Here is a 25,691-nt window from a genome sequence, read left to right on the forward strand (position 1 = left end):
AGCGCCTCGCACTCCTCAAGTCCGATCAACCTGGGCACCATTCATCTCCTTCGGCAACGCCGCATCCGATGCGGACGACCTTCGATGGACCAGCTCCACCACCGCCAGCGCCGCCCCGCCGAGCACCACCTCGCCGACGGTGGTGACCAGCCGGCTCGCCACGGCCACCGCCACGGCGGAGGGCACCGGGAGCACCAGCGCCAGGGCCCCCGACAGCACGGCCTCGCGGACCCCCAGCCCGTCGGGGACGACGACGGCCAGCACGCCGACCACGGTGGCCAGCCCGAACGCCCCCACGCACAGCGCCAGCGCGGGCACCGGGGCGGCGCCCATGGCCACCGCCAGCAGCCACAGGTGCAGGCCGCTGACCAGCCACGACAGGGTCTGCCAGGCCACCGCCACGCGCACCGCCCGGCCGGAGACCGACCGGGCCGGCTCGGGCCGGCGCAGCAGCCGCAGCACCAGGCGGGTCACATGGCCGAGCCCGGCCGGCCAGCACACGGCCACCACCAGCGGCACGGCGGGCAGGGCCAGCCACACCGCCCGGTCGCCGAGCACCCGCGCGCCGGTGAGCAGGCCGACGGTCAGGCCGGTGAGGTGGACCAGCAGGGTGCTGAGGGTGCCCGAGACCAGCATCCGGGGCAGCGTCACCCCGTTGGCCGTGGCGACCTTGAGGGCGGCGACCACACCGGGGACCTTCCCGGGCACGTACTTGGCGAGGAAGCCGACGAAGAAGACCCGCAGGACGCGGGTCCGGCTGACCGGCGGCCCGAGTTCCAGCAGGATCGCCCGCCAGGACAGCATCCCCAGCAGCGGGCCCACGGTCGCCGCGGCCACGGCGCCGGCCAGCAGCAGGCCGATCTCCACGCCGTCGCGCCGCCCGAGCAGCACGGCCACCACCGACCAGTCCTGCCCCGCCAGGGCCCGCCCGACGGCGACGGCCACGACCAGGGCGAAGACCACCGTGACCGCCCGCCACAGCCGACGCCGCCAGCGCGGCGCGGGCGCTGCGGCCCGGTCGGGGCCGACGGAGACGTCGAGGCTCATCGCCGCGCCCCCGCCGGCGCCGCCACCCGAGCCGCGTGCCCGGCCAGCAGCGCGCGCCCGGCGCGCGGCACCCCGGCGGCGAGCCCGGCGACGAGCGTGGCCTGGGCCAGCACGTGCAGCCCGGCGGCGAACAGGGCGAACCCCGGCCCCCGCAGCCGGTACGCGAACCGCAGGAACGCGTGGTTGGCGGCCACCACGACGGCGGCGAGCGCCGGCGAGGTCAGCGCCAGCCAGGCGAAGGCGGGCCGGGCCGGGGGCAGCCACGGCGCGACCACGGTCAGCGGCACGGCCAGCAGCGCCAGCCCCGACGCGACCAGGGTCAGCCGGGCCGACCGTTCGAGGTGGCGGAACCGGCCCGGCGACATCATCTCGACCCGGGCGCCCGTGGCCCCGGCGCGCTGCCGCCGCCACGTCCGCGCCATGAGCGCGGGCTTCGTGCGGGCCCGCGCGAACTGCTCGCGCAGCATCGGCAGCAGCCGGTCGACGTCGTCGTGCCGGGTGCGGACCCGGTCCGTGGCCACGATCCGGTACCGGGCCGGCAGCCGGGTCCCGAACTCGTCGTCCTCGCCGTCGCGCAGCCCCTCGTCGAAGCCGCCCGCCTCGTCGAAGACCGCCCGGGGCACGAGGGCGGCGGCCAGTAGCGCCCCGGTGTCGTGGCCGACGCTGCGGTGTCGCCAGAAGTGTTCGAAGGCGACGCGGTATGCCTCGACGGGGCCGTCGTCGTAGAGGGGGTGGGGGTCGTAGATGCCTTGGACCATGCCGGCGTCGGGGGTGGTGTGGAGGATGTGGAGGGCGTTGGCGATGGCGTCGGGGTGTGGGGCGGTGTCGGAGTCGACGAAGAAGAGCAGGGGTGCGGTGGCGGTGGTGGCGCCGGTGTTGCGGGCGGTGGCGGGTCCGCTGTTGGTGGGGGTGTGGATGAGGGTGCAGGGGAATTGGCGGGCGATGTCGGGGGAGTTGTCGGTGCTGTGGTCGTCGACGACGATGACTTCGGTGGGTGGGTGGGTCTGGGCGTAGATGGCTTCGAGGCAGGCGCGCAGGGTCTTGGCCTTGTTGTAGTTCGGCACGATCACCGCCACCGCGTCGGGCCCGCTCACCGCGCCGCCCCCCGGGCCAGGGCGTGGGCGACCCGCAGCACGCCCACGCCGGTGCCGACCACCGCCAGCGCGTACAGCAGCAGGTGCATCCCGGTGGCGTACGCGGCGAAGCGCGCGCCCCGGAAGCGGTAGGTGAAGCGGAGGAAGTCGTGGCTCGTCGCGGCCGACGCGGCGAGCAGGGCGAGCCAGAGCGCCGCCAGCCACGGCGCGAGCGGCACGAACGGCAGGGTCAGCAGGCCCAGCCCCGACAGCACCAGCCCCGTCGGCGAGATCGCGTTGACCCGCATCCCGGTGCCGGCGTTGCGCCGCCCCCGCGCCCGCAGCATCACCATCGGCGTGGCGGTGGCGAACCCGAACTGCTCCCGCACGAACGGCAGGAACCGGTCGACGTCGTCGTGCCGGGTGCGGACCCGGTCGGTCACCACGAGGCGGTACCGCTCGGGCATCCGGGTGCCGAACTCGGCGTCCTCGCCCGTGCGCAGCCCCTCGTCGAAGCCGCCGACCTCGTCGAAGACCGCGCGGGGGATCAGGCTCGCGGCGAAGAGGGTCGCGGCCCGTCGCCGCCCGACGCTGCGGTGTCGCCAGAAGTGTTCGAAGGCGACGCGGTATGCCTCGACGGGGCCGTCGTCGTAGAGGGGGTGGGGGTCGTAGATGCCTTGGACCATGCCGGCGTCGGGGGTGGTGTGGAGGATGTGGAGGGCGTTGGCGATGGCGTCGGGGTGTGGGGCGGTGTCGGAGTCGACGAAGAAGAGCAGGGGTGCGGTGGCGGTGGTGGCGCCGGTGTTGCGGGCGGTGGCGGGTCCGCTGTTGGTGGGGGTGTGGATGAGGGTGCAGGGGAATTGGCGGGCGATGTCGGGGGAGTTGTCGGTGCTGTGGTCGTCGACGACGATGACTTCGGTGGGTGGGTGGGTCTGGGCGTAGATGGCTTCGAGGCAGGCGCGCAGGGTCTTGGCCTTGTTGTAGTTCGGCACGATCACCGCCACCGCGTCGGGCCCGGACATTCAGGGCCTCCCGTCGGTGGTTACGGGGCGTGCCGGGCCGGTCCGGCCGGCCGCCGCGCGCCGCAGCAGGGTCATCGGGTGGCCCCGACCCGGGGGCGGGCCCGCCACGCGGCGCGGCGCGCGAGCCGCTCGACCGTCCCGACCGCCGCCCCGGCCGCCGAGGTGAGCTGGTAGAGCAGGTGGACGGCGGCGAACCGCAGGCCGAAGGGAATCCCCCGGCTGTCGGCCACCCGCCGGTACGTGCCGGCGTCCAGGGCCACCGCCGCCGCGACCAGCGCCACCGGGACCAGCGCGGCGGCGGGCCCGGCCACTAGCGGCAGTGGCGCGGCGAGCGCGGCGGCGAGGACGAGGCCGCTGGCCAGCACGCGGGAGGCCGCACCACCGAGGACCTCCCCGCGCCGCACCTCGGCCGCGCTGGCGCGCGCCCGCAGGAACACCTTCGGCAGCAGGACCCGCAGGGTGGTGTCGTGGTCGTGCACGCCGGCGACGGCGGCCGTGCTGCGCACGTCGTAGCGCTGGGCGAGCCGGTGGCCGTACTCCGGGGCCTCGGTGTGCCGCAGGTCCGGGTTGAACGGCCCGATTTCGCGGAACACGTCGGCGCGCATCGCGCACAGGGCCGTGTGCAGCCCCTCCATGGGGCCCTCGCGGGCCAGCCACCAGTGGTACATCTGCAACGCGCGGTACTCGGCGACCAGGTTCTGCGACAGCAGCGACTCCGGGCGCAGCACCCCGCAGATCGCCCCGAGGCGGGGGTCGGAGCGTAGCTCGGCGACCGCCGCCGCCACGCTGCCCGGCTCCAGGGCCACGTCGGCGTCGAGGAAGAACAGGATCTCGCCCCGCGCGTGCGCCGCGCCCCGGTTGCGGGCGGCGCCGGGGCCGCTGTTCGTCGGTAGGCGCAGCACAGTGGCGCCCGCCGCCTCGGCCACCTCGGCGGAGCCGTCGTCGCTGGCGTCGTCGACCACGACGACCTCGACGGCCGGATACGTCTGCCGGCGCACCGACCGTACGCACAGTGCGACCGTGCGGGCCCGGTTGTAGCAGGGCACGACGACCGAGACCAGCGGTTCCACTCTGCCTCTCCTCACGTCGGGGCCGGCGCGCGCCGGCGGTTCGCGGGCACGCGGTGCCGCATGATCGAGTCGTGGGACGCGACGCCGAAGCCTTTTGGCCGGCGGGATCACGGGACGTTGTTCCGTTTCGATTTCTGGCGTCGTCGCAGGAAGGTAATGGTTGTCGCAAACGGTCAATAAAATGAGCTGCGTCTATATATTGCGGCCGTCCGGTGATCGCGTCAAGGACTTGACAGGGGGATCCCACATCCTGTCCGGGGTTTATTCGTCCCTTGCCAGGAATGCCCGGACGAAATATGCCGGGTGTCATGCCGGCCTGGTTCTCCGGCGGACCGCCGTCATCCGAGACGCATTAATGCGCATCAATGACGATGTGTCGGGAGGCGTGGTGTGTGCGGGATTCAGGCCCTCGGGAGAGGCGAAAGGGCAGGCCGGGGGCCGGCGAGAATGGTGGCCCTTGCGCCCGCGGCGGCCCGGACGCCGCCGCCCGACATCACAGGCCGGCGCAGGGCCGGTCGTCCACCGCACAGCCCTCGGGCGCCTTGGCGGCGCGGTGGTCGCCGCCGCGAACCTCGAACCGGATCGTCCGCGACCGCCCGCCCGGCACCGCCGGCCCGGTGAAGGTGACCGACCGCCCGTCCTGTCGCCACTGCGCGCCGTCGGCGTCGACGACCGCGGCGCCCCGGGCGAGGGTGACGACCAGCCGCCAGTCCCGCGCGTCCGTGCCGGCCGGGTTGTCGACGACCACCTCGCCGGCGTAGCCGAAGAACCGGGTCGTCACGGTCTCGTAGCGGGCCCGCAGGGCGGGAGTCGGCGACGGGGTCGGTGACGGCGTGCGCGACGGGCTGGCCGAGGGCGTGGCGGACGGGGACGAGGACGGGGAGGGGGCGCGGCTCGGCCGGGCGCTCCTGGTGGCGGTCGGCGTGGGCCGGGCCGAGGGGGCCGTCCTGGCCGGGCCGCTCGTGCCGACGGCGACGGCGCTCGGGGCGGGCGGGGTCGTCGGGGCGGGCGCGGCGGCGTGCTCGGACCCGGCGGGCAGCAGGGCCCACGCCGCCAGGCCCGTGGCCAGCGCGCCGCCGCCCAGCACCGCCACCAGCGCGGTGCGGCGGCTGCGGCGATTCGCCGCCGGTGCGGCGCCGAGTTCGGTCACCGGGATCTCGGCCGTGGCCGTGAGGTCGTGGCCGCCCAGGTCGACCTGCTGGAAGGCGAGCCAGTCGAGGATGGCGGGCAGCCGCCCGGTCAGCGCCTGCCGGTAGGACTCCTCGCGACGCACACGCTGCTCGACGGGCCACGCGCCGTGCTCCAGCGTCTCGCGGACCGCCAGCCGGCACCCCTCGGCGGTGGGGGTGACGGCGCACGTCAGCACCGTGCGCCGGCCGGCCTCGTGGCAGCGCAGGACCAGCGACTCCGGCTCCCACCGTCCGGTCACCTCCGCGTCGACGGCGGAGTCGAAGCCGGGAAGCCCCGCCGTGTACAGCAGCAACTGCCCCGGCCGGCCGGGGACCGGCTCGGCCTCGGTGAACCACCGGGCGAGCAGTTCCCGATCCGTCAACGCGCGCCAGACCCGGTCGGCGGGGTGGGAGAGCTCGACCTGCGCGCCTATCTCGGTCACGGCGAGACTCTACGGGTGGCGCGCGCCGGAGTGCCGGGTGGGGGATCCGTCACTCACCGGCACGGCCCCAGGTGGGCCGTGGCGACCGGCAACGGTATCGACAATTAGAGCCTTACGCCGGCAAATGTGTATATGAGAGCGACCCTTCGCTTGGTACGGCCGCATCGAGGTCCCCCGGCCGGGGCGTCCGGCCGGCGTGCGGGATGCCCGGCAACCACATGGGCGTCCCGGGCGCGCCGACGGGCCGCCGCCGTCGCCGGCAGCGGCCCGTCGGCGTCGGTCAGGACAGCGACTTGAGGAACGGACCGTGGTTGAGCCGGAACTCCCCGCCGACGAAGCGGTCCCAGTTGATCGACCAGGTCATCAGCCCCCGGAAGCCGGGGTTGGTCCCGCTGCGGGGGGTGTATCCGCCGCAGTTCTGGCCCTTGACCAGGCAGGTCACCGCCTGTTGCACGCCGGGCGGGGCAACGTGGCCGTTACCGGCGTGGGTGGAGGCGGGCGTGCCGAAGGCCACCTGGTCCTCGCGCAGGGCGGGGAACATGGCGTCGGCCTTGCCGGCGACCGGGAAGCCGGCGAGCAGCATGTCGGTCATCGCGATGTGGAAGTCCGCGCCACCCATGAAGTGGTGCTGGTTGTCGAGGCCCATGATCGGGCCGGAGTTGTAGTCCTGCACGTGCAGGACGGTGAGGTCGTTGCGCAGGGCGTAGATCACCGGCAGGTACGACCCGGAGCGCGGGTCCTGCCCGCCGAACGGGCCCGACCCGTAGAACTGGTAGCCGAGCTGGACGAAGAAGGTCTCCGGGGCCATCGTGAGCACGAAGTTCGCCCCGTAGCGCTGCTTGAGGGTGCGGACCGCCGAGATCAGGTTGACCACGACCGGCGTGGTCGGGTTACGGAAGTCGGTGTCGCCGGTGTTCAGGTAGAGGGAGTGGCCCTCGAAGTCGATGTCCAGGCCGTCGAGGCCGTACCGGTCGATGATCGACCCGACCGACCGCACGAAGGCGTCCCGGGCGGCCGTCGTGGTGAGCTGCACCTGCCCGTTCTGGCCCCCGATGGAGAGCAGCACCTTCTTGCCCTGCCGCTGCTTCTCGCGGATCGCCGCGGTGAACTCCGCCTCGGTCTCCACGTTGGGGCACTCGGTGACGGGGCAGAGCTGGAAGCGGATGTCGCCGGAGGTGACCGAGGTGGGTTCGCCGAAGGCGAGGTTGATGATGTCCCAGTCCGCCGGCACGTCGGCCATCCGCACGTAGCCGGAGCCGTTGGCGAAGCTGGCGTGCAGGTAGCCGATCAGGGCGCGCTTGGGCAGGCCGTTGACCGGTGGGCCGGTCGTCGGCGGCGGGCTGCTGGGCGGCGGGCTGCTCGGCGGCGGGGTGGTTGCCGGCGGGGTGGTGGGCGGAGCGCTGGTCGGCGGGGCGCTGGTGGGCGGAGCGCTGGTCGGGGGCCCCGAGGGAGGCGGCGTGCCGCCGCAGGAGACCCCGTTGAGGGTGCAGTCGGTGGGGGAGCCGGGCCCGGTGACGAGGAAGCCGAACGACACCGAGGCGCCGGGGGCGACCGTGCCGTTCCAGGACCGGTTGGTGAAGGTGTGCCGTTGGCCGGCGCTGCTGACCGTGGCGTCCCAGTAGGAGCCGAGCGTGGTGCCGGCGGGCAGCGTGAAGGCGACCTGCCAGCCGGCGATCGGGGTCGAGCCGCCGTTGGTGATGGTGTACCGGCCCTCCCACCCGCCGCCCCAGTCGGAGGCCCTGGTGAGGGTGGCGGTGGGCCCGGCGGCCATGGCGGGGCCGGCGACGAACAGGGTTGTGGCGGCGGCGGTGGCAAGGGCCGCCAGGGCGGCCAGGAGTGGGGTACGGCGTGGGCGAGGCATCGGTCCTCCCGGTACGGGGGCGGCCCGCGCGCTGACGTGTCGGCGGGGTGACCAATTATTAGGTTTGTTAACTGTAGTTGTCTATATCGATCTCGAACGGAATCGCGCGCCGCCCCGGCGGGGCGGCGCGCGTCGACGGACCGGCCCACCCGTGCGGGTGGGCCGGTGGGCGTGGGCGTCCCCACGCCCCACGGTGGAGCGTGGCGGGGGTCAGGGGCCGCAGTAGAGCAGACGGTTCGGCGAGCCGGAGCCCGGATTGGCGACCACCCCGGGGGTGGCGGTCGCGGCGAGGTGGGCGGCCACCTGGGCGGGCGTCCAGGTGGGGTTGGCCGACAGGGCGAGCGCGACGCAGCCGGCGGTGTGCGCGGCGCCCATCGGGCTGCCGCTGATGGTGTTGGTGGCCGTGTCGCCGGTGTGCCAGGTGGACTTGATGCCCTGGCCGGGGGCGAAGATGTCCACGCAGGTGCCGTAGTTGGCCGAGGACATCCGCGCGTCGGCGGGGGTGGTGCCGGCGACCGTGAGCGCCACGGGCACCCGCGACGGCGAGTAGTTACAGGCGTTGCTGTTGGAGCTGCCCGCCGGGACGGTGTAGGTGATGCCCGAGTTCACGGAGTTGGTGACCGCGGCGTCGAGCGCCGCGCTGGGGCCGCCGCCCAGGCCCATCGTTGCCACCGCCGGCTTCACGGCGTTGGCGGTGACCCAGTCGACGCCGGCGATGACCTGCGCGAGCTGGCCGCTTCCGGTGCAGCCGAGCACGCGCACCGGGACCAGCCGCACGTCCTTGGCCACCCCGTGCTGCTGGCCCCCGACCGTGCCGGCGATGTGGGTGCCGTGGCCGTTGCAGTCGTCGGCGGGCAGCGCGCCGTCGACGGCGTCGTACCCGCCGGCGACCGAGCCGTTGAAGTCGACGTGGCTGGCCCGGATGCCCGTGTCGATGACGTAGGCACGCACGTTGGGGGCGGTGTTCGGGTAGGCGTACTGCCCGTCGAGGGGCAGCAGGTGCTGGTCGATGCGGTCGAGGCCCCAGGAGGGCGGGTTGGGCTGCACACCGGAGGCGAGCGTCACCACCTGGTTCTGTTCGACGTGGGCCACGGCCGGGTCGGCCGCCAGCCGCCGCGCGGCCCGCTCCGACAGCCGGACCTCGAAGCCCCGTACCGCCGCGTGGTAGACGTGGCCCCGCGCGCCGCCGAACCGCTCGGCGAGGCGGTCGGCGGTGGCGGCGACCGCGGCGGCCGCCGGGCGGGCCCCGGCGTCGTCGCGCAGCACCACCAGGTAGCTGCCGGGCACGGCGGTGGCCCCGGGGGCCCGCCGGATCTCCCCGGTGGCGGCGGAGGCGGGCGAGCCGGCGGCCAGGACCGCGCCGAGGGCCAGAACCGCGCCGAGGCCGAGCGCCAGGGGACGCCGGCCCGGGATGCCGAGAGTGCGCATGGTCTGTCCTTTCCCACGCCGTCCGGCCCCGGGGTGGAGACCCCGGGGCCGGCGCGCGATCGTCAGGTCAGCTGGAGGGGGAGAGGTAGAGCAGGCGGTTCGGGGAGCCGGTGCCGGGGCTGGTCACCGTGCCGGTGCTGGCCGTCGAGACCAGGTGCGAGGCCACCTGCGCCGGCGTCCAGGTCGGGTTGTTCTGGAGCACGCGGGCGGCGCCGCCGGCCACGTGCGGCGAGGCCATCGAGGTGCCGCTGATGGTGTTGGTCGCCGTGTCGCTGGTGTACCAGGCCGACAGCACGGCGGAGCCCGGCGCGAAGATGTCCAGGCAGGTGCCGTAGTTCGAGTACGACGCGCGGGCGCCGTTGCTCTGGGTCGCGCCGACCGTGATCGCGGCGGGCACCGCGGCCGGGGAGTAGTTGCACGCGTTGGCGTTCGAGTTGCCGGCGGCCACCGCGTAGCTGACGCCGTCGGCGATCGAGTTGGCCACGGCGGTGTTCAGGGAGGTGTTGAGGCCGCCGCCGAGGCTCATGTTCGCCACCGCCGGCTGGCCGGCCTGGTGGTTGGAGGTCACCCAGTTGACCCCGCCGATGACGCCCGCGGTGGTGCCGCTGCCGGCGCAGTCGAGCACCCGCACGGCGACCAGCCGGACGCCCTTGGCCACGCCGTAGGTCGTGCCGCCGACGGTGCCGGCGACGTGGGTGCCGTGGCCGTTGCAGTCGGCGGCCGGCAGGGCGTTGTCCACCGCGTCGTAGCCGTCGACGGCCCGGCCGCCGAAGTCGTTGTGGCTGGTCCGGATGCCGGTGTCGATGATGTACGCGGTGATGCCGCTGCCGGTGCTGGTGTAGCTGTACGCGCTGTTCAGCGGCAGGGCGGTCTGGTCGATCCGGTCCAGGCCCCACGGCGGGTTGGTCTGGGTGGCGGTCGTGGTGACCGTCTGGTTCTGCTCGACGTAGGCGACCGACGGGTCGGCGGCCAGGCGCTTGGCGGCCTTCTCCGACAGCCGGGCCTCGAAGCCGTTGAGCGCCGTGCCGTACACGTGGCCCACGGCCGCGCCGTACCGCTTGGCCAGGGAGCCGGCCGAGCTGGCGACGGCCGCCTCCCGGGTGCCGGCCCGCCCGCCGACCGCGGCGTCCTTGAGCACGACGATGTAGCTGTCCTTGACCGCGGTGGCGCTCCCGGCGAACAGGATGTCGCCGGTGGCCGGGGCCGCGCCGGCCGGGGTGCCGACCATGGCGGTGGCCACGGCGGCGGCGGTGAAGACGCCGAAGGCGGCCAACCGGCGGGGGCTCGTGCGGGGGAGTGTCATCTCCCGGTCCTCCCTTGTTCTGGCCGTGCCCCGGCTTTCGTGATCCGGGGACGGCTGATCGGTTGGAGGGAGCCTACAAATAACATCTGCGTTCATCTATATACCGAACAGTTCATAACGTGGTCGTATGGCGGCCGCTCCGGAAGGCGCGCGACGCGGGGCGCCCGACCCGGGGTCGCGGAGCCCTCGCGTGGGGCCCGGGCCCGCTCCGGACAGGGGCCTCCCTGGGGGCCGAAATCCCCCCGCCGCAGGGGGAGCAAAGGCCTCACTGCGGGCGTTTCGGCGTGGACCCGCTCGGCCGACGGGTTTCGGGAAGGTTTCGGGCCGCCGCGCGGCGGTCTCTTGACATCGCGGGGTGAGGCTCTCTACGGTCCCCTGAAGTTGTACATGGTTGTCCATGAACATGAGGCCAGGATGAAGATTGCAGTGGTCGGCAGCTACGGCGCCGGGCTCACCATGCGGGTACCCCGGGTGCCCGTCGCCGGGGAGACCCTCTCCGGGGGTCGTTTCGCCTCGGGACACGGCGGCAAGGGTTCCAACCAGGCCGTGGCCGCCGCCCGGCTCGGCGCGCGGGTCAGTTTCCTGACCGCCGTCGGCCCCGACCAGTTCGGCGCCGCCGCCCGCGAGCTCTGGGCGCAGGAGGGGATCGACGCCAGCGGGGTCCGCACCGCCGACGCCGCGACGATGGTCGGCGTCATCCTCGTCGACGAGCACGGCGAGAACCGGATCGCCATCGCCCCCGGCGCCCTGGACGAGCTCACCCCCGACGACGTGGCGGGCTTCGCCGACCGCATCGCCGAGGCGGACCTGGTCGTGGTCTCGCTGGAGATCCCGCTGCCGGTGGCCGTCGCGGCGCTGCGCACCGCGCACGAGCGCGGGGTGCGCACGCTGCTCAACCCCGCGCCGGCCGTGGCCCTGCCCGACGAGGCGTGGGCCTGGATCGACGTGGTCACCCCCAACGCCAGCGAGGCCCGGGTGCTCACCGGCCGCGACCCGGAGGACGCGGCCACCGGCGACGAACTGGTGGACCTGCTCCGCGCCCGCTACGCCGGCACGATCGTGCTGACCCTCGGTGCCGACGGCGCCCTCGTCGACCACGACGGGCAGCGGGAGCACGTCGCGCCGATCACCGTCGACCGGGTCGTCGACACCACCGGCGCCGGTGACGCCTTCACCGGGGCGCTCGCCGTCGCCCTGGCCCGCGGCGACGCCCTCGCCGACGCGGTCCGCTTCGCCGCCGCCGCCGGCGCGCACACCGTCGGCGTCGCCGAGGTCATCCCGGCCCTGCCCCACCCGGACGACGTCGCGGCCCTGCTGAGGAGATGAGACCGATGACCCAGACGAGCACCGCCCCCGCGGCGCCGCCGGTGGCGAAGCCCGCCACCGACCGCGCCGGCTCCCCGTTGCGCCGCTTCCTGCACGCGCGGGAGGCCAGCACCTTCCTCGCCCTCGTCGTGCTGTTCGCCCTGGGCACCCTGATCGCCCCGGGCTTCGTCGGCACCGACAACTTCCTCACCGTCGGCCAGCAGATCGCCCAGATCGGCATCATGGCCGTCGGTGTCACCTTCGTGATCATCAACGCGGAGATCGACCTCTCCGTCGGCTCGATCTACGGCCTCGGCGCCGTGGTCTGCGGGCTGCTGATGACCTCCGACGTCGCCTGGCCCCTCGCCGCCCTCGGCGGGATCGCCGCCGGCGCGGTCGCCGGCCTGATCAACGGCCTGATGACGGTGGGCTTCGGCATTCCGTCGTTCATCGTCACGCTCGGCACGCTGAGCGTCTACCGGGGCGTGACGCTGCTGCTCAGCGGCGGCTCGCCGATCTCGCTCTCCTCCGACGACCCCGGCGTGGCCGAGTTCAACCTGCTCGGCCAGGGCAAGCTGTTCGGCCTGCTGCCGATGCAGCTCGTCCTCTTCGCGCTCGTCGCCGTCGTCGGCATGATCGTGCTGTCCCGCTCCCGCTACGGCTTCAACACCTACGCCGTCGGCGGCAGCGCCGAGGCCGCCCGGCTGTGCGGCATCCACACCGGCCGGGTGAAGGTCACCGCGTTCACCCTCTCCGGCACGCTCGCCGGCCTGGCCGGCGTGCTCGGCCTGTCCTTCCTCTCGTACGTGCAGGGCGTCACCGGCACCGGCATGGAGCTGACCGCCATCTCCGCCGTGATCATCGGTGGGGCGGCCCTGTTCGGCGGCTCCGGCACCATGCTCGGCACCGTCATCGGCGTCGCGTTCATCGGCGTCCTGCAGAACATCCTCAACCTGCGCGGCATCTCCTCGTTCTGGCAGACCGTGGCGACCGGCGCGGTGATCATCCTCGCCGTGGCCGCCGATACCTGGCTGCGCAAGCGATCGGGTCGCCGGTGACCCTCCCCGGCGTCCGCCCCACCCCGCACCCCCACACCGTAAGGAGCCACCCCATGAAGTTCTCCCTCCGGCGACGGGTCGCCGTCGTCGCCACCCTCGGCCTCGCGCTGGTGGCCAACGCCGCCTGCGGGGCGGTCACCCCGGCCACCAGCGCCGACGGCGGCAGCGGCGAGTTCAAGCTCGCCGAGCACATCAAGACCGCCGTGTCGAAGGGCGAGACGCTCAAGATCAAGCTGAGCTACCACGACCCGTCGCTGGCCTTCGCCGTCCCGATCCGCCAGGGCATGGAGCGCGGTGCCAAGGAGTTCGGCGTCGAGGCACAGATGATCGGCCCGTCCGGCGGCAACCCCGCCGACCAGGTGGCCGAGCTGCAGACGCTGATCAACCAGAAGCAGATCCACGGCCTGGCCGTCTCCTCGGCCAGCAACGACGCGCTCAAGCCGGTCATCGCCCAGGCGTACGACGCGGGCATCCCGATCATCTCCTTCAACACCAACAACCCGGAGTCCAAGCAGATGGGCTTCGTCGGTCAGGACCTCGTCGCCTCCGGCCGCTCGCTGGCCAAGGAACTGGTCGGCGTGCTCAAGGGCAAGACCGGCAAGGTCGTGGTCACCTCGGTCGACTCCGGCGCCGGCTGGTCGAACGACCGGTTCTCCGGCTTCCAGGAGGGCGTCAAGGACGCCGGCCTGCAGATCGTCGGCCCGGTGAACACCGGCAACGAGCCCAGCGCCGCCTACAACACCATCGAGTCCACGATGTCGGCCCAGAAGGACGCCATCGCGCTGGTCTCCCTCGACTGCTGCAGCTTCACCGCCGGGGCCAAGTGGCTCCAGCAGTCCGGCAACGTCGGGAAGATCCACTCGCTCGGCTTCGACGTGCAGCCGCAGACCGTCGAGTACCTCAAGTCCGGCGTCGTCGACCTGAGCATCAGCCAGGCCCCGGCCGAGCAGGGCTTCCAGTCGGTCAAGCTGCTGGCCGACTTCCTGAAGAACGGCACCGAGATCTCCAGCGTCGACACGGGCGTCCTCGTCGTCACGCGGGGCAACGTCGCCGACGTTCCGGTGGAGGGCTGACCCCATGACCAGCCCGGCCACGATCGCCGCCCCGACGACGGCCGCCGTCGAGGTGACGGGTCTGTCGAGGCACTTCGGGCCCGTCCGTGCCCTCCAGGACGTGACCCTGAGCGTCCCCGACGGCAGCCTCACCGCGGTGATGGGGGAGAACGGCGCCGGCAAGTCGACCCTGATGAAGATCCTGGCCGGGCTGGACGGGCCCACCACGGGCACGGTCCGGGTGAACGGCGAGGAGGTGCGCCGGTTCGACCCGGCGACCCTGCTCAGCCGGCACCGGGTCGCGCTGGTCCCGCAGGAACTCGCCCTGGCCCAGGACCGCACCGTCGCCGAGAACATCATGCTCGGCGCCGAGCCCGGCCCCCGACCGTTCCCGCACCGGCGTCGGATGGACGAGCGGGCGGCCGAGCTGCTGGACCGGCTCGGCCTGCGGGTCGACCCGCGCCGCACCGTCCGGCACCTCGACGCCGCCTCGCAGCAGCTCGTGGTGGTCGCCCGGTCGCTGGCCCGGGAGGCGCGGGTGGTCATCTTCGACGAACCGACGTCGATCCTGTCCCCGGCCGAGTCGGACCGGCTGTTCGGGGTGATCCGGGGTCTGCAGGGCGACGGGGTCACCATGCTCTACGTCTCGCACCGGATGCCCGAGGTCTTCGCGCTGTCCCAGCACATCCACGTGCTGCGCGACGGCCGGCACGTCGGTTACTGGCCGACCGCCCGGGTCAGCCCCGACCAGGTGGTCGCGGCGATGGTCGGCCGGGAACTCGCCGCCGAGTTCGGTCGGCACGACACGCCCCCGCCCGCGCCGGCCGAGACCCCCCGGCTGCGGATGCGCGACGTCAGCGGCACCGGGTTCACCGGCATCGACCTCGACATCGCCCCCGGCGAGGTCGTCGGCGTCGCCGGCCTGCCCGACAGCGGCCGGATCGAGCTGCTGCGCGGCATCTTCGGCGCCGACCCGGTCAGCGGCGGCGAGCTGTCGCTCGACGGCGCGGCGTTCACCGCGCGCTCGCCGCGCGACGCCATCCGCGCCCGCGTCGCCTACCTGCCGGGGGAACGCCGCCAGCAGGGCATCCTGCCCACGATGAGCGTCGCCGACAACATCAACATCCTGACGCTCAGCCGCCGCCAGCGGTTGGGCCTGCTGCGGCGCCGGGCGCTGCGCCGCGACGCGGACACCCGCGCCCGCGAGCTGACGGTGAAGACCTCCGGCACGGCGCAGGGCATCACCCAGCTCTCCGGCGGCAACCAGCAGAAGGCGCTGCTCGCCCGCTGGCTCTCCATCGAGCCCCGGCTGATGCTGCTCGACGAGCCCACCCGCGGCGTCGACGTCGGTGCCAAGGCGGAGATCTACCGGCTCTTCCGCAGCCTCACCGAAGCCGGCGTCGGGATTCTCGTCTCCTCCTCGGACCTGCCCGAACTGCTCACCGTCAGCGACCGGATCGCCGTCATGGCGGCCGGCCGCCTCGTCGGTGTCATCCCGGCCGCCGAGGCCACCGAGGAGAAGGTCATGGCCCTGGCCACCGGCGCACACACCATGAAGGAGAAAGCATGAAACGCAGAGGACTGCTCAACGCCGAGCTGAGCGGGGTGCTCGCCACCCTCGGCCACACCGACCTGCTGCTCGTGGTCGACGCCGGGTTCCCCATCCCGCGCACGGCCCACCGCGTCGACCTGGCCATCACCGAGGACCTGCCGAAGCTGACCACCGTGCTCGACCTCGTCGCCGACGAGATCATCGTCGAGGGCGTCGTGGTCGCCGAGGACGTGACCACCCACAACCGGCCCCTGGCCGACTGGCTGGGGCAGCGCTTCCCGGGCGTGCCCACGACCACCCGCCCGCACGCCGAGATGCTCGGCGAGCTGGCCCACCAGGCCAAGGCGATCGTACGGACCGGCGCGTTCAACCCCTGGGGCAACGTCGGCCTGGTCTGCGGCGTGGACGTGCCCCGCTGGTTCGACGAGCCCGGCGTCGTCGTCCCGGACTACTACAAGGACCGGATGTAGTCCGCGCCCGACCCCCGCACCACGACGTACCACCTTGGAGAGAACCGTGAGCACTGCCCTTCCGACCGACGCCGAACTGACCCCCGCGACGCTGGCGCCCTACATCCAGCACACCCTCATCGACGTCGGCATCACCCGCGACCGGATCGTCGCCCACGCCGAGGAGACCATCCGGTACGGCTTCGACGCCGCCATGGTCCCCGGCTCCTGGGTCGCCGAGGTCGCCGAGGTGCTGCGCGGCACCGACATCGGCGTCGCCTCGGCGCTGGACTTCCCCACCGTCGGCGTGACCACCAGCGCCGGCAAGGCCGCCGAGGCCGAGAGCCTCGTCCGGGCCGGCGCCACGCAGATCGACATCGGCGTGCAGCTCGGCTGGCTCAAGAGCGGCCGGTACGACGCGTTCCGCGACGACATCGCCGGCGTGGTGAAGGCCTCCGGCGTACCGATCAAGGTCATGCTCGAACTGCCGCTGCTCACCGAGGCCGAGCGGGAGGCCGCCGTCGAGCTGTCCATCGAGGCCGGTGCCGCGTACCTGAAGAACGCCAGCAGCGGCGCGGTCGAGGTGGCGAACCCGGCCAGCGTCGCCTACCTGGTGGCCCGCGCCCCGGAGGGCGTCAAGGTCAAGGCCTCCGGCTCGATCAAGTCGTTCGACCAGGCGGTGTCGCTGCTGCGCGCGGGGGCGGTGCTGCTGGGCACCAGCGCCGGGGTGGCTATCGTCAGCGACAACACCGACGAGAACACCACGAGCTACTGACCGTCCGTCGCCCCTCGACAGCACCGGCCGCGGCGTCGCACCACGCCCGGCGCGGTGGTCGAGGGGCGACGGGCCCCCCACGGGAAGGCGCCATGTCCGACCAGTCCAGCCCCCAGGTGGCGGCCGACCGACTCGACCGGGATGCCCCGGCCCCGCTGCACGCCCAGGTCTCCGAGCGGATCCGGGCCCGGATCGTGTCCGGCGAGTGGCCGCCGCACTACCGGTTGCGCAGCGAGCCGGAGCTGGCCGTCGAGCTTGGCATCTCCCGGGGCACGCTGCGGCGGGCGCTGTCCACGTTGATCCGTGACGGCCTGCTCGTGCAGGTCCGGGGCAGGGGCACGTTCGTCACCTCCACCGCCATCGAGCCCTCGATCGCCCAGAAGCTCACGACGCTGTCGGAGGACTTCGCCCGGCAGGGGGTCCAGGTCACCACGCAGGTGGTCTCCCGCGAGGTGATGGCCGCCCCGTCGCCGGTGGCGGCGCTGCTCGACCTGCGCCCCGGCCAGTCGGTGCTGCGCCTGGAGCGCCTGCGGTCCAGCACGGTGGGGCCGGTGGCCTGGCTGGTCAACTACGTGCGCACCGACCTGGCGCCGGGCCTCGACCGGGCGGACCTGGGCGACCGTTCGCTGTTCGGCCTGCTGGAGAAGGACCACGGGCTGAAGATCAGCACCGGCCGGCGCACGTTCACCGCGACCGCCGCCGCCGGGCGGATCGCCGAGGCGCTCGGGGTGCCGCCGGGCTTCCCGCTGCTGTACCTGGAGCAGATCACCTACCTCGACGACGGCACCCCGATCGAGTACTCCGACGTGTGGATCCACAGTGACCGGATGCGGGTGACCTCCCTGCTCAGCCGCCACTGACCCGGCCGCGACCCGCGCCCGCCCCCGGGAAGGGGCGGGCGCGGGCCGCCGCGCGTCGGTCAGGCGGTGGCGCCGGTGACGGCGGTGCCGGACCGGGTCACCTTGTACGTCACCCGCTCGCCGCTCCAGAAGTGGAAGGTGAGGGTGACCGGCGAGTTGTCGTTGACCTCGGCGAAGAAGGCGGGGGTCAGCGCGATGGAGTTGCCGGCGTAGTCCGGCTTGAACGCCCGGTCGAACTCCTTGTACGAGGTCCAGTTGTGCGGGCCCGCGTTGCTGCCGTCGGCGTACCTCGCCTCCATGGTGGCGAGCTGGTCGCCCCGGAACTGGGTGGGGATCGCGAAGGAGGCGGTGGTCCCGGTGGCGTCGCTCAGGATCGGCCGGTCGTGGGTGCGCACGTCGATCCGCCACGGCACGCCGGCCGAGAACCGGGCGTGCAGCGTGGCGTTGACCCCGTACGCCCGGTTGCCGTGCAGCCGGGTGAGGGCGGCGGCGGTGAGGGTGAGCTGGTTGCCGCTGACCGTGTAGTCGGTGCCCTGGGCCAGGTCGGTGCTGCCGTGCCGCAGCCCCTGGAACGTGGTGCCGTTCGGGTTCAGCGTGATCGTCCTGGCGGTGACGGCGCCGGCCCTGGCGCTGAACACCAGGTCCGTCGAGGCGGTGCCCGAGCGGGTGGTCCAGCTCGACCTGATCTGGGCGATCAGCTCCGGGTCGCTCCACTGGAACGAGGTGCGGCCGAGGTGCTGCCCGTTGTCCCACAGCATCGTGGTGAGCTTCTTCGTGCGGGCGTACCAGCCGAAGTACTCGAAGAACTTGAGCTTTTCGCCCTGCTCGATCGTGCCGGTGCTGCTGTCGAAGCCGAGCAGGCCGTACTCGCCGACGATCACCGGGATGCCCCGGGCGACGAAGGCGCTGTGCACCCGGTCGAACGAGTCGGTCAGGTCCTTCTGCGCGGTCGCGTCGAAGTGGGTGCCCCCGGCGACGTTCACGCTGAACGGCCAGTAGCCGTAGTAGTGCACGGTGGCGATGAGGTTGCGGTCGTTCAGGGCCGTGAACGTGGCCGCCAGCTCGTCGACGCGGGCCTGGTCGGACGAGGTGTGCAGGGTGGGCAGCACCAGCAGGCGGGTGGCGTTGTTGCCGCCGGAGCCGCGCACGATGCGGTGGAAGGAGGTGTTCAGCTCGTTGAGCAGCGCCGCGTTCTGGGCGTCGCCGGAGCTGCCGGTGAACTGGGGCTCGTTGACGCTCTCGAACACCAGCTTCGACGACGAGGCGCGGAACGCGGTCGAGAGCTGGGTCCAGATCGCGTTGTACTTCGCCAGCACCCCGGCCCGGTCGGTCGGCATCGTGTTGATCCACTGCCACGAGTCGTGGTGAATGTTGATCATCACGTAGAAGCCGTCGGCGAGCGCCCAGTCGACGACCTCCTTCACCCGGTTCAGGTACGCCGCCTCGATCGCGTAGCCGGGCGCGCCGCCCAGGTGCGCGCTCCACGTGACCGGGATGCGGATGCTCCGGAAGCCCTGGGCCCGCACGTTGTCCAGCAGCGCCTCGGTGATACGCGGGTTGCCCCAGGCGGTCTCGTCGGGGCCGACGGCGTCGAGGGAGTTGCCCAGGTTCCAGCCGGGCTGCATGGCGGCCACGGCGGCCATCGCGTCACCGCTCGGCGGCGGCGTGGTGGGCGGGGGAGTGGTGGGCGGCGGGGTCGTCGGCGGCGCGGTGGTGGGGCCGACGCCGCCGGTGCAGGCGACGCCGTTGAGGGCGAACGAGGCGGGGTCGGTGTTGGTGCCCGACCACGTCCCGTTGAAGCCGAACGAGACGGTGGCGTTGGTGGCGATGTCGGCGTTGTAGCCGACGTTGGCGGCGGTCACGTTGCTGCCGGAGGCGGTGACGGTGGCGTTCCACGCCTGGGTGACCCGCTGCCCGGAGGGGAACGTCCAGGTCAGACGCCAACCCCCGCGGATCGGGTCGCCGAGGTTGGTGACGTTCACGTTCGCGCCGAACCCACCCTGCCACTGGTTGCTGACGGCGTACGTCACCGTGCAGCCGGCCGCCGCCTGCGCGGTGCCCGCCACCAGCACGGCGACGCCGGCCAGCAGCATCGTGACGACGCCGGCCAGCGCGCCGGCCCGCCGTCGTGTCCGTCGTGCGCTGCCTCGTAGACCGATCATGACGCTCCTCGCGGGATGTGTCGTCGTTCCCTCTGGCCTCACCCGGGCGCGGCCGGACCCCGGGTGACGCCCCGTCGACCCGCAGACTAAGTTTGCAAGCCAAACTTTGTCAATCGGCGTACGCCTATGGCCTGCGCGGCTCCGCCCCGCCGACTAGGCTGGCCGTACCGGGGCGGGAGCGGGCGAGGTGATGGGGCCATGGACGATCCGCCGCCCGTCGTCATCGTCGGCGCGGGGCCCACCGGCGTGACCGCCGCCGCCCTGCTCGCCCGCCACGGCGTCCGCAGCCTCCTGCTCGACCGGTGGGAGCACCCCTACCCGCGCCCCCGCGCCGTCCACCTCGACGACGAGGCGTGCCGCATCCTGCACCAGGCGGGGGTGGGCGAGGAGTTCACCGCCATCTCCCGGCCCGGCCGGGGGCTGCGGCTGCTCGACCCCGACCACCGCGTCCTGGCCGAGTTCCGGCGCGACCCCGCCGCCGGCGTCCACGGCCACCCACCGGCCAACATGTTCGACCAGCCCGAGCTGGAGGCCGCCCTGCGCCGCGCCGTCGCCGCCGACCCCCTGGTCAGCCTGCGCGGCGGCGTCGAGGTCGAGGATGTCTCCGCCGGCCCCGGGTCGGCGACGGTCACCCTCACCGACCGGGGCACGGGCAGGCGCGAGACCCTCCCCGCGCGGTACGTCCTCGGCTGCGACGGCGCGAACAGTCTCGTCCGCACGCGGACCGGCGCGGCCATGCGCGACCTCGGCTTCGCCCAGCGCTGGCTCGTGGTCGACGTCGACACCGAGGCCGACATCGACGCCTGGGAGGGCGTGCACCAGGTGTGCGATCCCCGCCGACCCGCGACGTACCTGCGCGTCGGGGCGCGGCGCTACCGGTGGGAGTTCCGCCTCCTGCCCGGCGAGACGGCCGAGGCGATGGCCGCCCCGCAGATCCTGCGCGGGCTCGTCCGGCCGTGGACCCGGGACGTGCCGTTCGAGGCGCTCACCATCGTCCGCCGCGCCGAGTACACCTTCCGCGCCCAGGTCGCCGACCGGTGGCGCACCGGCGCGGTCTTCCTCCTCGGCGACGCCGCCCACCTCACGCCGCCGTTCATCGGCCAGGGGTTGGGCGCCGGCCTGCGCGACGCCGCCAACCTCACCTGGAAGCTCGCCGCCGTCCTGGCCGGTGGCCTGCCCGACGGCGCGCTGGACAGCTACGAGGCCGAGCGCCGGCCGCACGTCACCACCCTCGTCCGGCTCGCCGTGGGCATCGGGCGGGCCATGACCTCCGGCGGCGAGGCGGGCAACCTGCTGCGGCGGGTCGTCGCGCCCCGGCTGGCCCACGTGCCCGGCCTACGGGCCAAGGTGCTCGACAGCGCCACCCCACCCCTGCGACGCTCGGCCCTGCGGCGGCGGCGCGGCCGGCCGTGGGCCTTGGAGGGCCGGCTCTGCCCGAACGCGCCCCTGGGCGACGGCCGCCGCCTCGACGACGCGGCCGGATCGTCGTTCACCCTGGTCACCGCACGGCCGGTCGAGCCCGGCACGGCCGCCGAGGCCCGGCGACGCGGCGTGACCCTCGTGCCCGTGCAGCCCGCCTCGCCCCTCGGCCGGTGGCTGCGCCGCGGCGGCGCCCGCGCGGCGCTCGTGCGCCCCGACCGCACGGTCCTGGGCACGGGGGCCGCGCCGGCCCTGGTCCGGGCCGCCCCGCCGCTGACGCGACCGACCGGCGACCCCAGCTAGCCCGTGACCCGTCCGGCACGCGGATGGACGACGCTCTGGTTGGCCCCCGGTCGCCGGCACATGAAAGGGTGAGTGGGGTGAGCACCGCACCGACGACCTGCGACGACGCGTACCGCCGCCGCGGCCCCACCCCCGAACAGCAACGCCACGACCTGTACGTCGGGCTGGCCGTCGCCGCCGTCGCCGTGCTCAACCTCACGCTGACCAGCAGCGCCGGCGTGTTCCTGCTCGGCGACCCGCCGTCCTGGCCCGAGCGGCTCCTCTGGTCGGTCGCCGTCACCCTCCCGCTGGCCTGGCGACGCCGCCACCCCGAGGCGGTCGCCGTGGTCGTCGCGGTGGCGTTCGTCGCCAGCCAGGTCCGCTCGGCCCCCGAGATGCAGCTCTCCTCCGGCGCCCTCTTCGCCGCGATCTACACCCTCGGCGCGTGGGGACGCGACCGGCGGCGCTCCTGCGCCATCCGGATCGCCATCATCGTCGCCATGTTCGCCTGGATCGCGCTGGCATACACCATCGCCGTCGCCGACCTGCCGCCTGACGCGTTCGTCGACGCCCCCGGCCCGGTGCCGCCCGCGCTCGCCGCGATCGTCAACGGCGTGCTGCTCAACGTCCTCGTCTTCGGCTTCGCCTACTTCTTCGGCGAGACCGCCTGGACCGCCGCCCGCCGCGAGCACCAGCTCGCCGCCCAGGCCGAGCAGCTCCGTCGCTCCCAGGCCGAGGCCCACGAGCGGGCCATCCTCGCCGAACGGGTCCGCATCGCCCGTGAGCTGCACGACTCCGTCGCCCACCACGTCTCCGTCATGGGCGTGCAGGCCGCCGCCTCCCGCCGGGTCCTCGACCGCGACCCCGCCAAGGCCCGCACGGCGCTCGGCGCGATCGAGCAGAGCGCCCGCAGCGCGGTCGACGAGCTGCGCCGGATGCTCGGCCTGCTGCGCCAACCCGACGGGGCGGAGCCGGAGCGACCCCCGGCCGCCGACGGCGTCGACCGGGTCCCCGAGCTGCTGGACGCCGCCCGCGCCGCCGGGCTGCGCGCCCACGTCGGCGTGTACGGCGAACCCGTCCCGCTGTCGGGCACGGTCTCCCACACCGCGTACCGGATCGTCCAGGAGGCCGTCACCAACACCGTCAAGCACGCCGGGGCGACCACCCTCGACGTCCGCATCCGCTACCTCGCCAGCGAGCTGGAGATCGACGTCAGCGACGACGGTCGCGTCGCCGGGCCGCCCAACCCGGCCGGCATGGGACTCGTCGGCATGCGCGAGCGGGTCGCCGCGCACGACGGCGAACTCGAAACCGGCCCCCGCACCGGCGGCGGCTTCCGCGTCCGGGCGCGCCTGCCGCTCACCCACGCCGCCGTGGGGGCGGCCCGATGACCCCCATCCGCGTGCTGCTCGCCGACGACCAGCGCCTCGTCCGCACCGGCTTCCGGGTCATCCTCGAGGTGGAGGACGACATCGAGGTGGTCGGCGAGGCCGGCGACGGGGCGCGGGCCGCCGAGCTGGCCGCCGCCCTGCGCCCCGACGTCGTGCTCATGGACGTCGAGATGCCCGGCGTCGACGGGCTGGAGGGGACCCGCCGGATCACCGCCGTCCCCGGCGCGCCCGCCGTACTCATCCTCACCACCTTCGACCGCGACGACTACCTGTTCGCCGCCCTCCAGGCCGGAGCCAGCGGGTTCCTGCTGAAGAACGGCACCCCGGAGGACCTCGTCGAGGCCGTCCGCGTCCTGCACCGCGGCGACGCCCTGCTCGCCCCGGAGATCACCCGCCGGGTCATCGCCACCTTCGCCGCCCCGGCCGCCGGCCGCGCCCGCCGGACCGACCCGGCCCTGCTGCGCATGCTGACCCCGCGCGAGCGCGAGGTGCTGGAGCTGCTGGGCCGGGGAGACACCAACGCCGAGATCGCCGCCGCGCTGTACCTCGGCGAGGCCACCGTGAAGACCCACGTCAGCCGCGTGCTGGCCAAGCTCGGGCTCCGCGACCGCACCCAGGCGGTCGTCTTCGCGTACGAGCACGGGGTGGTGCGCCCCGGCGGCTGAGCCCGGCCCGGTCCACCCGCCGACGGACGCCCGGGGTCCGCCCGCAGCCCGACGGCAGGACACCCCGCGACGACTAGCGTCGACTCCATGATCAACCTGCTCCGCGTCGAGGGGGTCCGCCGCAGCTTCGGCGACCGGCGGGTCCTCACCGACGTCACCTTCGAGGTGAATGCCGGCCGGATGACCGGCTTCGTCGGCGCCAACGGCGCCGGCAAGACCACCACCATGCGCGTCATCCTCGGCGTCCTCGCCCCGGACGCCGGCACCGTCACCTGGCGCGGCGCCCCGCTGGACCGGCAGGCCCGCCGCCGCTTCGGGTACCTGCCCGAGGAGCGCGGCCTCTACCCCAAGATGAGCGTCCGCGACCAGCTCGTCTACCTGGGCCGGCTGCACGGCCTGACCGCCGGGCGGGCGCGCGCCAACACCGCCGAGCTGATCGACCGGGTCGGGCTCACCGAACGGGCCGGCGACCTGGTGGAGACCCTGTCGCTGGGCAACCAACAGCGCGCCCAGATCGCCGCCGCCCTCGTCCACGACCCGGACGTGCTCGTGCTCGACGAGCCGTTCTCCGGGCTCGACCCGGGAGCCGTCGACACCCTCGTCGCGGTGCTGCGCGAGCGGGCCGCCCGGGGCGTACCGGTGCTCTTCTCCAGCCACCAGCTCGACGTGGTGGAGCGCCTCTGCGACGACCTCGTGGTCATCGCCGGCGGCGCCGTCCGCGCCGCCGGCCCCCGGGAGGAGCTGCGGGCCGCGCACTCCCTGCCCCGCTTCGAGCTGGTCGTGGACGGCGACCTCGGCTGGCTGCGGGACCAGCCCGGCCTCACCCTGGTCGACCTCGACGGGGCCCGCGCAGTGTTCGACCTCGCCGACCCCGCCGACGACCAGCGCGTGCTGCGCGCCGCGCTCGACCGCGGCCCGGTGCGCGCCTTCCGCCCCGTCACCCCGTCCCTCGCCGAGATCTTCCGGGAGCTGACCCAGTGACCCTCCTCGCCGCCACCCGCCTGGTCGCCGCCCGCGAGATCCGCGTGAAGCTGCGCGACAAGGTCTTCATCGTCAGCACGCTGTTCTTCCTGCTCTTCGCCGCCGGCGCGGCGATCCTTCCCGCCCTGCTCGGCGGCGCGCCCACCACCGTGGCGGTGGCCGCCCCGGCCGAGGCCGAGGCGCTGCGCCAGGCCGGTCTGGACGTCCGCACGGTCGCCGACGACGCCACCGCCGAGCGGCTGGTCCGCGACGGCGACGTCGACGCGGCGGTGGTCGCCGGCCCGGAGGTGCTCGCCCTCGACGAGCGCCCCGACGACGTGGTCCGCGCCCTGAGCACCGGCCCGCAGGTGCGGTTGCTGGACCCCGACGCCGTCGACCCGGTGGCCGCGTTCCTCGTCCCCCTGGCCTTCGCCATGTCGTTCTTCTTCACCTCACAGATCTTCGGCGTGCAGATCGCGCAGAGCGTGACCGAGGAGAAACAGACCCGGATCGTGGAGATCCTCGTGGCCGCCGTGCCGGTCCGGGCGCTGCTCGCGGGCAAGGTGATCGCGGGCGGGCTGCTCGCCTTCGGCCAGATCGTGCTGATCGTGCTCGCCACGTTCGTCGGCATGCGGATCACCGACGGGGACGGCCTCCTGCCGCTGCTCGCCCCGGCGCTGGGCTGGTTCGTGCCGTTCTTCGTCGTCGGCTTCATCCTGCTCGCCGCGCTCTGGGCGGTGGCCGGCGCACTGGCCAGCCGGCAGGAGGACATCGCGGGGGTGTCGATGCCGGTCCAGCTCGCGGTGATGCTGCCGTTCTTCGCGGTCTCCTTCCTCAGCGACGACCCGGCGGCCATGCGGATCCTGTCGTACGTGCCGTTCTCCGCCCCCACGGCCATGCCGCTGCGGATGTTCACCGGCGACGCGGCCGGCTGGGAGCCGGTGGTGTCGCTGTTGGTGCTGCTGGCCACGACCGCCGCCTGTCTGGTCGCCGGGGCCCGGCTGTACGAGGGCGCCCTGCTGCGCACCAACGGGCGGGTGTCGCTGCGCCGCGCCTGGCGGGACCGCGAACCGATCGGCTGACCTGCGGAAACGCCCCGCGATCGGGCCGCCAAATCGGCCCCCTCCCGGCGGGGGAGGGGGCCGATTTGGCGGGGCGGAGACCGGCGGGGTAATGTTCTGCGCCGGCAGGGAAACGGGCGCCAAGCGGGAGACCGCGGCGGACGGCCTGCCGAACCCCAGGAGGCGACCGACGGAAGTCGGCCGGTGACTGGTGCCCGCGATTCGGGTGAAGCGTGTCAGATCGGGATAGGCCGGTTTGACAGGGCGGAAACCGGAGGGTAACG

At 73.9% G+C, this 25,691-nt stretch carries 21 protein-coding genes; 12 read left to right on the forward strand and 9 right to left on the reverse strand.

Annotated features, from left to right (window positions below; genetic code table 11):
• Positions 1-15: 15 nt before the first annotated feature.
• The 8 genes from LPU43_RS21880 to LPU43_RS21915 form a co-directional block, all read right to left on the reverse strand.
• Positions 16-1,047 carry a lysylphosphatidylglycerol synthase domain-containing protein gene (locus tag LPU43_RS21880; RefSeq protein WP_229402371.1) on the reverse strand — a complete coding sequence of 344 codons (1,032 nt, stop codon included), beginning with the start codon at positions 1,045-1,047 and terminating at the stop codon, positions 16-18.
• Positions 1,044-2,141, reverse strand: coding sequence for a glycosyltransferase family 2 protein (locus LPU43_RS21885; protein WP_229402372.1), 1,098 nt, complete (start codon positions 2,139-2,141; stop codon positions 1,044-1,046). Before LPU43_RS21885 ends, LPU43_RS21880 begins: the two co-directional genes overlap by 4 nt.
• The gene (locus LPU43_RS21890; RefSeq protein ID WP_229402373.1) at positions 2,138-3,142 is read right to left on the reverse strand and encodes a glycosyltransferase family 2 protein; all 1,005 of its coding nucleotides are present in this window, start codon (positions 3,140-3,142) and stop codon (positions 2,138-2,140) included. Before LPU43_RS21890 ends, LPU43_RS21885 begins: the two co-directional genes overlap by 4 nt.
• Positions 3,143-3,213: 71 nt before the next feature.
• Positions 3,214-4,212, reverse strand: a complete 999-nt coding sequence (locus tag LPU43_RS21895; protein ID WP_229402374.1) for a glycosyltransferase family 2 protein — start codon at positions 4,210-4,212, stop codon at positions 3,214-3,216.
• A gap of 493 nt (positions 4,213-4,705) precedes the next feature.
• On the reverse strand, positions 4,706-5,824 hold the full coding sequence (locus tag LPU43_RS21900; RefSeq protein WP_229402375.1) for an SRPBCC family protein: 1,119 nt from the start codon (positions 5,822-5,824) through the stop codon (positions 4,706-4,708).
• 280 nt (positions 5,825-6,104) lie between these two features.
• The gene (locus tag LPU43_RS21905) at positions 6,105-7,685 is read right to left on the reverse strand and encodes a chitinase (RefSeq protein WP_229402376.1); all 1,581 of its coding nucleotides are present in this window, start codon (positions 7,683-7,685) and stop codon (positions 6,105-6,107) included.
• 210 nt (positions 7,686-7,895) lie between these two features.
• Positions 7,896-9,113: a S8 family peptidase gene (locus LPU43_RS21910; protein WP_229402377.1), complete on the reverse strand. Its 1,218-nt coding sequence runs from the start codon at positions 9,111-9,113 to the stop codon at positions 7,896-7,898.
• A 67-nt stretch (positions 9,114-9,180) separates the two neighbouring features.
• A complete protein-coding gene (locus tag LPU43_RS21915; protein WP_229402378.1) occupies positions 9,181-10,416 on the reverse strand; it encodes a S8 family peptidase in 1,236 nt (411 codons plus the stop codon).
• A gap of 414 nt (positions 10,417-10,830) precedes the next feature.
• On the opposite strand from LPU43_RS21915, the gene LPU43_RS21920 reads away from it, so the two are divergent.
• From LPU43_RS21920 to LPU43_RS21950, 7 genes are all read left to right on the forward strand, one after another.
• On the forward strand, positions 10,831-11,742 hold the full coding sequence (locus LPU43_RS21920) for a ribokinase (protein WP_229402379.1): 912 nt from the start codon (positions 10,831-10,833) through the stop codon (positions 11,740-11,742).
• A 5-nt stretch (positions 11,743-11,747) separates the two neighbouring features.
• Positions 11,748-12,779: an ABC transporter permease gene (locus LPU43_RS21925; protein ID WP_229402380.1), complete on the forward strand. Its 1,032-nt coding sequence runs from the start codon at positions 11,748-11,750 to the stop codon at positions 12,777-12,779.
• A 53-nt stretch (positions 12,780-12,832) separates the two neighbouring features.
• The gene (locus LPU43_RS21930; RefSeq protein WP_229402381.1) at positions 12,833-13,852 is read left to right on the forward strand and encodes a substrate-binding domain-containing protein; all 1,020 of its coding nucleotides are present in this window, start codon (positions 12,833-12,835) and stop codon (positions 13,850-13,852) included.
• A 4-nt stretch (positions 13,853-13,856) separates the two neighbouring features.
• A complete protein-coding gene (locus LPU43_RS21935; RefSeq protein ID WP_229402382.1) occupies positions 13,857-15,401 on the forward strand; it encodes a sugar ABC transporter ATP-binding protein in 1,545 nt (514 codons plus the stop codon).
• Positions 15,398-15,853: a D-ribose pyranase gene (rbsD, locus tag LPU43_RS21940; protein WP_229402383.1), complete on the forward strand. Its 456-nt coding sequence runs from the start codon at positions 15,398-15,400 to the stop codon at positions 15,851-15,853. The genes LPU43_RS21935 and rbsD overlap by 4 nt, the downstream gene beginning before the upstream one ends.
• Positions 15,854-15,899: 46 nt before the next feature.
• On the forward strand, positions 15,900-16,607 hold the full coding sequence (deoC, locus tag LPU43_RS21945) for a deoxyribose-phosphate aldolase (protein ID WP_229402384.1): 708 nt from the start codon (positions 15,900-15,902) through the stop codon (positions 16,605-16,607).
• A gap of 92 nt (positions 16,608-16,699) precedes the next feature.
• A complete protein-coding gene (locus LPU43_RS21950) occupies positions 16,700-17,467 on the forward strand; it encodes a GntR family transcriptional regulator (protein WP_229402385.1) in 768 nt (255 codons plus the stop codon).
• Between the two features lie 59 nt (positions 17,468-17,526).
• On the opposite strand, the gene LPU43_RS21955 is transcribed toward LPU43_RS21950, so the two are convergent.
• Positions 17,527-19,629, reverse strand: a complete 2,103-nt coding sequence (locus LPU43_RS21955) for a cellulase family glycosylhydrolase (protein WP_373321776.1) — start codon at positions 19,627-19,629, stop codon at positions 17,527-17,529.
• Between the two features lie 198 nt (positions 19,630-19,827).
• Between LPU43_RS21955 and mhpA the strand changes: the two genes are divergently transcribed.
• The 5 genes from mhpA (at position 19,828) to LPU43_RS21980 (ending at position 25,428) form a co-directional block, all read left to right on the forward strand.
• The gene (gene mhpA / locus LPU43_RS21960) at positions 19,828-21,351 is read left to right on the forward strand and encodes a bifunctional 3-(3-hydroxy-phenyl)propionate/3-hydroxycinnamic acid hydroxylase MhpA (RefSeq protein ID WP_229402386.1); all 1,524 of its coding nucleotides are present in this window, start codon (positions 19,828-19,830) and stop codon (positions 21,349-21,351) included.
• A gap of 77 nt (positions 21,352-21,428) precedes the next feature.
• Entirely contained in the window at positions 21,429-22,721 is a 1,293-nt protein-coding gene (locus tag LPU43_RS21965; RefSeq protein ID WP_229402387.1) for a sensor histidine kinase, read from the forward strand.
• Complete coding sequence (locus tag LPU43_RS21970) at positions 22,718-23,386, forward strand: response regulator (protein ID WP_229402388.1); 669 nt, start codon at positions 22,718-22,720, stop codon at positions 23,384-23,386. The genes LPU43_RS21965 and LPU43_RS21970 overlap by 4 nt, the downstream gene beginning before the upstream one ends.
• 87 nt (positions 23,387-23,473) lie before the next feature.
• Positions 23,474-24,367 (forward strand): ABC transporter ATP-binding protein, encoded by an 894-nt coding sequence (locus LPU43_RS21975; protein WP_229402389.1) that lies wholly within the window; start codon positions 23,474-23,476, stop codon positions 24,365-24,367.
• Entirely contained in the window at positions 24,364-25,428 is a 1,065-nt protein-coding gene (locus LPU43_RS21980; protein WP_229402390.1) for an ABC transporter permease, read from the forward strand. The genes LPU43_RS21975 and LPU43_RS21980 overlap by 4 nt, the downstream gene beginning before the upstream one ends.
• Positions 25,429-25,691 lie beyond the last annotated feature (263 nt).

The organism is Micromonospora okii, assembly GCF_020884795.1.
Taxonomy (GTDB): Bacteria; Actinomycetota; Actinomycetes; order Mycobacteriales; family Micromonosporaceae; genus Micromonospora; species Micromonospora okii.